Here is an 11,373-nt window from a genome sequence, read left to right on the forward strand (position 1 = left end):
AACCCCCCCTCAACGAACAGCCAGCTCCATCAGATAAGAGCACAGCAGCGCCCCGTAGGTACCCAGCGCGTAGCCGATCACCGCCATGATGGCTCCTACCGGGGCTAGGACGGGATTGAACGCACTGGCCACCACCGGCGCACTGGCGGCCCCGCCCACGTTGGCCTGACTGCCTACCGCGACGAAGAAGAAGGGGGCCTTGATGAGGTAAGCGGTGACCAGCAGAACGGTGATGTGCACCAGCATCCAGATCAGGCCGATCGCGAACAGACCGAGACTGTCGAGCACGTCGCCGATGTTCATCTGCATGCCGATGGTGGCGACGAGGATGTAGATGAATACGCCGCCCCACTTGCTGGCCCCGACGCCCTCGAGCTTGCGGGCGGGGGTGAAGCTGAACAGGAAACCGAAGGTGGTGGCCAGTACGACCATCCAGAAGAAGCCGCTGGTGAGGGTGTTGAGGCGCAGGGCCTCGAGGGCGGCCTCGAACTGACCGAAGAAGGGGGCAATGAGATCGGCCCCGAGATGGGCCAGGGCCACGCCGCCGAAGGCTACGCCGAGGAGCTTGTAGAGGTCCGTGCTGGTGGGGATGCGGCGGACCTGCTCCGCATAATCCTCCATCTTCTTGACCAGGCTATCGATGGCACTGCTGTCGGCGCCGATGAAGCGGTCGATCCGCGCCGCCCGGCCGGCTCCGAAGAGTAGGAAGGCCAGCCAGATATTGGCGACCAGCACGTCTACTACGATCATCTGTCCGAAGATGCCGGGCGGTACCTCGTTGATGATCTGCATGGCCGCCTGGTTGGCCCCGCCGCCGATCCAGCTACCGGCAATGGTGCTGAGGCCCCGCCAGAGGAGATCGGGGTCGATGTCGATCAGACCAGGAAAGAAATTACTGATGAGCAGTAGCGCGATCGGTCCGCCCAGCACGATGCCGAAGGTGGCCGCCAGAAACATCACGATGGCCCGGTAGCCCAGGTTGATGATGCCGGGAATATCGATGTTGAGGCACAGCAGAATGAGACTGGCCGGCAGCAGGTAGCGGCTGGCCACAAAGTACAGCTGACTGTGGCCCGTATAGGCGCTAAAATCACTCAGCTCCAGCCCCTGGGCTTCGATGAAGCGGTTGATCTCCCCGAACGACAGTCCCTCCGGCAGCACCGCCCCCTGCGCGGCCAGCGCATCGATCACGCCGTACTCGTACCAGTCGTAGGCGATGATGCCCAGCGGCCAATTGAGCAGCGCCGGCAGGAAGTAGCACAGCAGCAGGGCCGGCACGTAGGTGTAGAAGGTCTTCCAGAACGGGCGCTCGCTACTGGCCGTAGTGAAGACCAGGGCGAGGATGGTGAGGAGGAGTCCGAAGACTACAGCGTCGTTGGTGATTAGGGGTTGCATCGGTGCCAAGATAGTCGTCGGCCGAGGCATACGCAGTTTGGCTCGTCCGCCGACGGAATTGAGCTCCCCTCGCTCGGCCGACGAACGAAGCTTACGCAACGCTCGGCGGCCGAGGCTAACTCAGATACTTAGCCACAATAGGAAAGCGCCGGCCCATGCCGAAGGCCTTCTTGCTCACCCGCAGTACGGGGGCCGTCTGGTGCCGCTTGAACTCGTTGATGTTGACCAGCCGCAGGGCCTTTTTGACCAGTGCGGGATCGGCGCCGGCCTCGATGATGTCCTGGGGCGATTTGTGGAGCTCGATGTACTGGTAGAGCACGGCGTCGAGCTCGGGGTAGGGGGGCAGACTGTCGCTGTCGAGCTGGTCGGGCTTGAGCTCGGCGCTGGGGGGCTTGGTGATGATGTTATCGGGGATCAGCTCACCGTCGCGGTTGATGAAGCGGGCGAGCTCGAAGCACTCCGTTTTGTAGACGTCGCCGATCACGCTGAGTCCGCCGCACATGTCGCCGTAGAGGGTGCCGTAGCCGACGGCCATCTCGCTCTTATTGCTGGTGTTGAGCACGATATTGCCGAACTTGTTGCTGAACGCCATCAGGATCATGCCGCGGATGCGGGCCTGGAGGTTCTCCTCCGTCAGGCCCTCCTGCTGGCCGAAAAAGTGGGGCTGCAGCAGGTCGGTATAGCTGTGGTAGACGGACTCGATGGGCACGATATCGTACTGGCAGCCCAGGTTCTGCGCCAGCTGGCGGGCATCGTTGACGCTGTGGTCGGAGCTGTGCTGACTGGGCATGAGCACGCAGCGTAGATTATCAGCACCCAGGGCACGGGCGGCGAGTACGGCGACCAGGGCCGAGTCGATGCCGCCACTTAGTCCCAGGATGGCCCGCTTGAAGCCCAGCTTACCGAAGTACTGCCGGATGCCTATGACCAGCGCGTCGTGGATCAAGGTCATCTTGTCGCGCTCGCGTTCGCCGCCGCCGTCGCTGTCTTCCTGTACCTCCTCGGTATTGTAGATGCGCAGGGACTCCTCGAAGTAGGGCATCTCGTCGACTACCTGTCCGTGCGCATTGAGCACCAGCGAGCCGCCGTCGAAGAGCACCTCCGTCTGGGCTCCCACGTGATTGACGTAGTACAGGGGGATATTGTACCGCTCCACGTTCGCCTGCAGCACGCGCACCCGCTCGGCGGCGTGGTCGTAGGCGAAGGGGGAGGCCGAGACATTAATGATCAGGTCGGGCTGCTGCTCCAGCATTCGGTCCGTGGGGTTGATCTTATAGAGAGGGTTCTCGTTACCGACATTCCAGCTGTCTTCGCAGACGAGCAGGGCGATGGTCTTATCCTGGTAGCGCACCACCTTCCACTCCGAGGCGGGCTCGAAGTAGCGGTACTCATCGAAGATGTCGTAGGTAGGCAGCAGCGTCTTGTGCTGCACCTGCTGCACGCGTCCGTTGGCTAGGAAGTAGGCACTATTGTACAGATCCTTGCCCTCCACGACCGGATTCCTGGTGGGGGAGCCCACGATGATCGCGATGCCATCGGCGGCCTTCGCCAGTTGCTGCACGACCTGATCGGCCCGCTCGATAAAGTCATCGAACTCCAGAAAATCGCGCGGCGGGTAGCCCACGGTAGCCAGCTCGGGGAAGACCACAATGTCCGCCCCCTGCTCCTTCGCCCTACGGGTGTAGTCGAGCATCTTCTGCAGGTTGGCGTCGAAGTTGCCGACGTGTACGTTGATCTGGGCTAGGGCGATATTCATGGGGCGGAAGGTAGGGTGTTGCAAAGATACGTTGTCTTAGTTTAGTTTGCAAACTAAGTTGGTGGGGCGGGGTCGCTGGTGCGGTGGGGAGGTTCAGTCCGCTCTCGGGGTGCTTACTTTTTGATTTCTGTCGGGCTGCTTATGGCAAAACACCAGCTCACGCACTATAGTGAAGACTTTCGGGCGGCACATCTAATAAGAATAATGGTTGGAGCGAACACACGCTGATCTGACTGTAGCACGTTTTTGGACACTGGGATGTCAGTGTGACGCGGCGCTATATTGGCTGACACAAGAAATATAACCAATGCCTACCTCTCACTTTGGGTGTAACTATCTATTTCCCACAAAACGTTTCATACATTTGTCTACTTGCTGGAGCCAGATGATTTTGGATCTACCTCAACTTGACACCCATGGGTAAACTATCTTTCTCAGGACACGAATCTTTTATCTGCAAGCAATTCTGGCTTAAAAAAGGAGCTGATTTTGTCAGCAATCCGCAGATGAGTTTTGCTGCTGACGACGCTGTTGTAGAACTAGGAGTCGGAAAGAACATGGTTAGGTCCATTCGCTTTTGGCTTAAGGCATTCGATATCATCGAGGATAATGACCAACTAACGCGCATGGGTCGCTACCTTTTTTCAGAAAAGGGTAAAGACCCATACTTGGAATCCATTGGCTCGGTTTGGTTACTTCACTATCTTTTAGTGAAAACTAAGCGAGCTTCCCTTTATGGTCTTGTTTTTAATGACTTCAGACGACTGCGGCCTGAGTTTCAATTTGAGCAGTTGCAGGCTTACGTTGAACGTACTTGTGAGGAACAAGGAACTACTTACAGTTCAAATACGATTAAGCGCGATATCACGGTCTTAATCAATAACTACGTTGCTCCTAGTCTTAAGAAGAAATCAGACCTAGAGGATGATTTCAGTGGGCTACTCTACGAACTTCGAATCCTAGAAAAGAAGAGTAAAGCTGATATCATCCGTGATACAATAGTTGACTATCACGTTATTTCACCGGATTATCGGGATACCCTTCCCTGGCAAATCGTCTTGTACTCAATTCTGGACAATGATAGTTTCTCTAATTCTATCACTTTTCAGGACTTGTACAATGCACCAGATTCTCCAGGTAGCGTTTTTGCCCTTTCGCAGGAAGGTCTTTATCGCAAGATTCAGCAGATAATTGAGTTCGACCCCGCGTGTTCCTACTCCGAAACCGCCGGTAACCGTGTTCTCCAGATTTCAACGTCTCTAATTAACAAATTTTCGGTTCTAGATGCCTATTACCCACAATAAGAATTTTTCCCCTTCGGTTAATATCAAACGTGATCGTCGTAAGGCACTGCCTTACATCCCTACGCCGAACAGTAAGGAAGTAGCGGGTAGCGTGCTGACAGGACTTTCAACAGCAGTACGATCCTATGTGATTGTTGGCGCTTACGGTTCAGGAAAATCGATGTTTCTGTGGGCTTTTGCCAAAACATTAGCTGGTAGCAAGTCTTATTTCCCCACTCCAGAGGCAGACTTTCGTCCTTTCCACGTCATCAATATTGTAGGAGAATACCGATCCATCATTGAGACATTTGCCGAGGAGTTCGGCGTTACGAAAGATGAATACTCTACCGATGATGTTCTCGCCGCTATAGGAGAAGAGTACAATCGGCAGGCAGGTAGATACAAACGACTCCTCATCGTTATTGATGAATTTGGGAAGTTTTTGGAGTACGCTGCTAAGCATGATCCAGAGGAAGAAACTTACTTCCTACAGGAACTAGCAGAGTACGCTAATGATGAGAATGCAGATTTACTCCTAATCGCTACGCTACACCAGAACTTCAGCGCCTACGGCTATGACCTGACTAAGCAACAGCAGAATGAATGGAGCAAAGTGCAGGGCCGCTTCAAAGAAATTACTTTTAACGAACCGGTTGAGCAACTTCTATTTCTTGCATCCGAACGTCTAGATGATCAGGAGCGTAGTCGCCCCTATGCGTTTCGCAAACTCTTTAAGGCAATTAAAGAGTCTCGAAGCTTTCCCCTCAGGGACTACCTAAGTGAGGACATTGCTCAAAAACTTTACCCCTTAGACATCCTATCCGCTGCTATTTTAACCCTTGCCCTACAACGCTACGGACAGAATGATCGATCGCTGTTCTCTTTCCTAGAAAGTGCCGATCATATGGGTCTTCAAAAGGAAAGACGTAGCGATTACTTCAGCATTGCCGATGTCTACGACTACTTACTGCACTCTTTCGGTGTTATCACCACCAAAAACAACCCGCATTACGTACAGTGGGCTTCGATGGCCGCTAGTTTAGAGCGGGTGGAGGGGATTTGTGACGAAGATTTACTAGACGCTGAGGCGCTTATTAAGACGATTGGCCTATTGAACACCTTCGGGTCCGGCTCAATGGTACTGGATGACAAGTTTCTCGGACACTACGGTAAACGAGCCCTCAAGATCAAGGATCCTCAAGTAGTTCTGAATAAACTTGTACTTCACCGCCTCATTCGTTATACTAAGTTCAACCGACGCTATGTCCTATTCGATGGAACAGACCTAGATATTGAATTAGCCATTGACGAGGCGGGCAACTTGATTGAGAGCATAGCCGATGTGACAACACCTCTTAAAGAGTACTTTGACTTTAGAGTTGTTCTAGCTAAATCTATTTACTACCGTAAAGGAACGCCCCGCTTCTTTGAGTATGTAATTTCCGACAACCTACGGAACCATCACATCACCGGTGAAATTGACGGAATTATTAATCTGGTCTTTAGCGAGTCCCTAACTATCAGCGACGTACAAGATTTTGCAAAAATTCAGCAGTCTCCAGTTCTATATGGACTCTACCATAACACATCCGAGATAAAGCGGCTCATCTTCGAAATTAAGAAGATCGAGAAGGTTATTGAAACTAATCAGAGTGATAGAGTAGCCATTCGTGAACTCAAAAATATTTTAGAGCACCAGAAGCGGTTGCTGAATCACTACGTCTTAGACAACCTCGCCTCCGATATGGGCAGCGTACACTGGATCGACTTTGAGGGCAAACATGTCATCAGAGATGAAAGGGAGTTCAACCAGCGACTATCTCAACTCGCCGATACAGTCTACTCCCAAACTCCTGTGTATAGTAGCGAACTGATTAACAAAACCAAGACTACTAGTGCCATCCGGTCAGCTCATCGGAACTTCCTACGCAAGCTTGTTCATGAGTCTGCCGAACCCAATTGGGGTTTTGAGTCTCACCTATTCCCACCTGAAAAGACGATCTTCCTTTCTTTAGTCAAAGCAAAGGGTATGATCAGGCAGACTGATGAAGGCGGTCTAACCTTTACGGACCCCACCGATCCCAGTTTTGAATTCCTGTGGAACAAATCTTTGAACTTTATCCAGTCCAGCCGCTCCGGAAAACGTAGTGTCCGCGAGTTGATCGATGATTTGATGCAACCTCCCCTAAAACTCAAATATGGATTCCTTCAGTTTTGGGTGCCCCTCGTACTATTCATCCGGAGGAACGACTATGCGCTCTATGAGGGCGACGCTTACATCCCCGCTATCTCCAATGAAACCTTAGAGCTCGTGCTACGGCACCCGCACAAGTATTTTATCAAGACCTTTCAAGTTGAAGGTGTCGACCTAGAGCTGTTCAAGCGGTACCGAAAGTTTCTCGATCAACGCGAACGTTCACCCACCAACGATGCTTTCATCGAGACAGTCCGCCCCTTCCTAAGCTTCTACCGAAGTCTAAATAATTATTCTAAAAAGACGCAGCGATTGTCTGGTAAAGCTCTCACAGTACGGGATGCCATATCTAAGACAAAAGACCCCGAGGCACTCTTCTTCCGAGAGCTTCCCCTTGCCTTAGGTACATCTAAGCAGGAACTATCTGCAGATGATGAACGAGTAAGAACTTACATCGAGGAACTGCAATCAGTAATTCGCGAGATTCGTACTTCTTACGAGGAGTTGCTTCGCCGCTTTGAATTGTACATTAGAGATAGTACTGGCTACGAGAATGCCCGTGAGGAGTTCCCTACAAGATTTGCTGACCTCCAGACATCACTTCTCTCACAACGGCAGACTGTTTTTCACCAACGCCTTACTTCGGACCTCGAAGACGGTCCCTATCTCAGCTCTCTCGCGCAGAGTCTCGTCGGTAAAACCTTAGATCGAATAAATGATAAGGACGAATCAAAACTGTATGCAGCGTTTGCATCCATGCTTCAGGAGATGGACAACGTAGTCGACATCTCTCGAAAGGTTGACGGTGAGTCCAACCCTCATGACTTTATACTAGTTGAACTCCAGTCTGTGGGTTCGGCCCGCAAACGGCAGGTTCTTCAACTCGGTAAAGTCAAGCAGAAGAAATTGAAGTTAAAGAAAAAGGATGTTCTAAATATTTTAGGGAAGGATAGGACCGTTTCAATCACCGTACTTACGGAACTCTTAAATGATCTCTTAGATGAATGATACAGTGAGGCACGTTATTGGTATCTCGGGTGGTAAGGATAGTTCTGCACTTGCAATTTATCTAAACGATCTCTACCCAGGCCTAGACCTGGAATACTACTTCTGCGATACCGGCAAGGAGCTAGACGAAACCTATCAACTGATCAAGAATTTGGAAAGCTACCTCGGTTGCTCAGTTCTCAAGCTGAAAGGTTCCGGAGACAGTCACCTCAATCCATTTGATCACTTCCTCCAGACTTATGGCGGGTTTCTACCTTCTTCCAGTGCCCGATGGTGTACGAAAAAACTGAAGCTAGAACCATTCGAACGGTACATCGGCAATGATCCAGTCATCAGTTACGTAGGCATCCGGGGGGATGAGGACCGAGAGGGTTACATCTCGACTAAGAGTAACATCCAATCAATATTCCCCTTTCGAAGAAATATCTGGAGCTTGGATGTCACTAAGCAAATACTGAGCAATGAAGTCATTGAAGTGATTTCCGAGTTCTACCGGCAGCAGGTAGTAGATGAGGATCGCCTAGAAAGAATAATAGAGCTCGTGGAGGAGCCAGTGTCTATGACACTGGATCGAGATCACAAACTTGATCGACTGCTAAACCTAGGGGTTCGTGACTTCAACTATGTAGTATTTCGATTCATTAAAGAGTTCACTGACTACCCTCTGAGTATGGTAGATCATTTCCCTCTTTTGGACAACGAAGAGAACTTGGTCCGTGATGACATCTTCGCTTTGCTCAAGGAGAGTGGGGTAGGGGTTCCTGCCTATTATCTTCCTAAAGATTTTACTACCGAGGACGCATCTGGCACCTACGCTCGTAGTCGTTCTGGTTGTTACTTCTGTTTTTTTCAGCAGAAAATCGAGTGGGTCTGGCTGTATGAACAGCATCCTGAATTATATCAACAGGCTATGAAGTACGAAGGGGATGGGTACTCTTGGATGGACAATGAGACCCTAGCAGAACTGATCTCTCCACAGAGGATCATTCAGATTAAAGAGGACTATGCTAAGAAGCAAAAGAAGCGAGAAGCAACGAACGATTCTCCTTACCTTCTCGATCGAATTGAAGAAGCGGAGGGAGAGGGTTGTGCTGCCTGCTTCATTTAGTAGTTAGTTTAGCTATGTTGATTACCCCCGAAATGATGATGGCACGTAGAAATGCCATAAACAGTTTGAATCTTCGGTAGCACTGGCAGAGAGGTTGCCAAAATGTAAACCACATACAATGTCTCGGTAAATTGTACTCCATAAATCCTAGCTTTCCAAATTTTACTACCTTAGTAAGCCTAGACTTACGTGAAGGTATAGAGTAGATCGAATCTCAGTTGAACTTAACTCACCTCACATATCCAGAGTCCGGAAAATACCAATCCTTCAAGGAAGGGTTTGAGCCCATTGATTTTTTCCTGGACGTGCTACCGGTAGCTAAACGATTTGACCTGCTTCTAGGCTACTTCAGTTCCGGCTCTCTGCGAGTATTGTCTGAAGGTTTCGCACTGTTCCTTTATGGCGGAGGACGAATGCGATTGATTACCAACCACTTCTATACCACGAGCGATAAGGAGGCTCTGCTTCAAGGGCAAAATAATTTATCAGCTTCGCTAGAGTTCAGCACACACAACATTACACAAATCAGGGAAGCACTCGGAAGTTATGGTACCCACTTTTTCAACTGCCTTGCTTGGTTGATCGCGAAAGATCGTATTCAATTTGTCGTTATTCGCCCCAAGTCCGGTAGGGGAATCTCCCATCACAAATCAGGACTTGTGTTTGATGGAGTGCACAAAGTTATATTCTCTGGTTCCTGCAATTTTACGTATTCCGGACTCGTAGAAAATCAGGAGTCAATGATCGTCAACAAATCGTTTGACGGCCGCCAATCGGTAAAGGCAATCGAGGAGTTCGAGACAGACTTTGAGCTGCTCTTTACCCGTCAGCAAACTGACCAAGTGGAATACCTAGAACCCGGTAACATCCAAGAGGTAATCATCGAGCAGTTTGGAGGAAGAACGATTGAGCAATTACTGGAAGACGAGAAGACGCTGTTTAGTAAAATAAAACCCGCTTCCGCTAGACGTATTAGGAAAAAGAAACAACAGCTTGATCAGTTAATCGAAAAGATTTTGCGCGAGCCAAAATTCCCCTATGAAACTCCGCGGGACTACCAAGTCCAGGCTTACCAGGCCTGGGTTTCTAATAACCGGCAAGGAATTTTTGCTATGGCAACGGGTACTGGTAAAACCTTGACTGCGCTGAACTGCTTGCTGGAAGAATACCGAGAACAAGGGTACTACCGCGCGCTTATTCTTGTACCAACCATAGCGCTGGCCGAGCAGTGGACGAAAGAGTGTAAAGGATTCAACTTTGAACAGGTAATCACTGTGAGTTCCCGTAGCAAATGGGCAGACACCGTTGCCTTCTACGGCGCCATGACACAATTGAGTAATCCATCATTTATCATAGTCGCTACGTATGCCTCGTTCGTAAATACTAAATTTCAAAGGCAACTCGCTGGACTGTCTGACGACATCATAATTATTGCTGATGAAGCACACAATGTCGGGGCTCCACAAGTAAAAAGGGCAGTTAAAAAACTACCATTCGAACGCCGGATTGGTTTGTCGGCCACTATTGATCGAAAATACGACATGCTTGGTAACGAGGCTATCGAGACGTTCTTCTCTGACCGGTCACCCTACTGCTTTTCCTACTCTATGTTTAAAGCTATCTGGGAGGAACCCAAGATCCTATGTTCTTACACCTATCATCCCGTAATTGTAAGGTTGACCGACGAGGAGATGGAGGAGTATGTTTCTGTGTCTCGTCAACTCACCAAGTTCATTGATAGTCAAACGGGTAAGTACCAAACAGGTAAGCATGTGGAAATGCTGCTGCTGAAGCGCAAACGAATTATTCATAAGGCAGCGGATAAGTTACGCGCATTCACGCAGATTCTCGCAAAGGAGTTCGCACAAAGGGGACACCTTCGCTTTACACTCGTCTACGTCCCCGAAGGTCAGGAACCCAACTACGCTCGGTCTGATCAATACATAGAAAGTGCTGAATCGCAGCAACTTATCGACAGCTATACTCGCGCAGTAGTCGAAACGGATGAGAGTATAACCGTCGAGCAGTATACAGCTCAAACGAAAGATCGCGACTCCGTGCTACAGCGATTTGTAGACGGTCGTACTGAGGTACTTTGTTCCATGAAGTGTCTTGATGAAGGAGTTGATATACCACGTGCGGAGCTAGCTATTTTCTGTGCCAGTACTGGAAATCCTAGACAGTTCATTCAACGACGCGGTAGAATCCTACGACAGCATCCAGATAAAAGTATGGCTAAGATATACGATTTGATCGTTGTTCCCCAACCTAATGATGAGCAAAACCGCAATATTGAACGATCGCTAGTAAGAAGCGAGCTAGAACGAGTAAGAAACTTTTCTACTCTTGCCGTTAATCAGATCGATTCATTCAAAGTTCTTCAACCCACTTTAGAATACTACAACTTAAGTATAGACCCAATCCCTTAATGCGAAAAGATGACATTTTTAAGGAGTTCTTACAACATCCTTTACTACAAGAAAAGTACAAAATTGATTCCGCTGAACTCCCAGAAAGGGTATCGGATGGATTGTCCTCTGACCATCCCATCGTCCGCACGATTGCCATGATCTTGGAGGGGAAAGAGAATAAGGACGATAGTGATAACATCATCAGAACTAAAGTGATT

Annotated in this window: 6 protein-coding genes; 4 read left to right on the forward strand and 2 right to left on the reverse strand. The window is 49.8% G+C overall.

Annotated features, from left to right (window positions below):
- Positions 1-9: 9 nt before the first annotated feature.
- Positions 10-1,395, reverse strand: a complete 1,386-nt coding sequence (locus MJQ68_RS10685) for a DUF819 family protein (protein WP_238751097.1) — start codon at positions 1,393-1,395, stop codon at positions 10-12.
- Between the two features lie 115 nt (positions 1,396-1,510).
- Positions 1,511-3,151 carry an NAD+ synthase gene (locus MJQ68_RS10690; RefSeq protein ID WP_238751098.1) on the reverse strand — a complete coding sequence of 547 codons (1,641 nt, stop codon included), beginning with the start codon at positions 3,149-3,151 and terminating at the stop codon, positions 1,511-1,513.
- A 416-nt stretch (positions 3,152-3,567) separates the two neighbouring features.
- Between MJQ68_RS10690 and MJQ68_RS10695 the strand changes: the two genes are divergently transcribed.
- The 4 genes from MJQ68_RS10695 (at position 3,568) to MJQ68_RS10710 (ending at position 11,173) form a co-directional block, all read left to right on the forward strand.
- Positions 3,568-4,455, forward strand: a complete 888-nt coding sequence (locus MJQ68_RS10695) for a DUF4007 family protein (protein ID WP_238751099.1) — start codon at positions 3,568-3,570, stop codon at positions 4,453-4,455.
- The gene (locus tag MJQ68_RS10700) at positions 4,436-7,636 is read left to right on the forward strand and encodes an AAA family ATPase (protein WP_238751100.1); all 3,201 of its coding nucleotides are present in this window, start codon (positions 4,436-4,438) and stop codon (positions 7,634-7,636) included. Before MJQ68_RS10695 ends, MJQ68_RS10700 begins: the two co-directional genes overlap by 20 nt.
- On the forward strand, positions 7,629-8,744 hold the full coding sequence (locus MJQ68_RS10705) for a phosphoadenosine phosphosulfate reductase domain-containing protein (protein WP_238751101.1): 1,116 nt from the start codon (positions 7,629-7,631) through the stop codon (positions 8,742-8,744). The genes MJQ68_RS10700 and MJQ68_RS10705 overlap by 8 nt, the downstream gene beginning before the upstream one ends.
- Positions 8,745-8,962: 218 nt before the next feature.
- Positions 8,963-11,173 (forward strand): DEAD/DEAH box helicase family protein, encoded by a 2,211-nt coding sequence (locus tag MJQ68_RS10710; protein WP_238751102.1) that lies wholly within the window; start codon positions 8,963-8,965, stop codon positions 11,171-11,173.
- Positions 11,174-11,373 lie beyond the last annotated feature (200 nt).

The organism is Neolewinella maritima (genome assembly GCF_923081025.1).
GTDB classification, from domain to species: Bacteria; Bacteroidota; Bacteroidia; order Chitinophagales; family Saprospiraceae; genus Neolewinella; species Neolewinella maritima.

Coding starts and splice junctions, on each gene's coding strand:
- MJQ68_RS10685 (WP_238751097.1), bottom strand. CDS start 1,395: ATGCAACCCCTAATCACCAACGACGCTGTAGTCTTCGGACTCCTCCTC.
- MJQ68_RS10690 (WP_238751098.1), bottom strand. CDS start 3,151: ATGAATATCGCCCTAGCCCAGATCAACGTACACGTCGGCAACTTCGAC.
- MJQ68_RS10695 (WP_238751099.1), top strand. CDS start 3,568: ATGGGTAAACTATCTTTCTCAGGACACGAATCTTTTATCTGCAAGCAA.
- MJQ68_RS10700 (WP_238751100.1), top strand. CDS start 4,436: ATGCCTATTACCCACAATAAGAATTTTTCCCCTTCGGTTAATATCAAA.
- MJQ68_RS10705 (WP_238751101.1), top strand. CDS start 7,629: ATGAATGATACAGTGAGGCACGTTATTGGTATCTCGGGTGGTAAGGAT.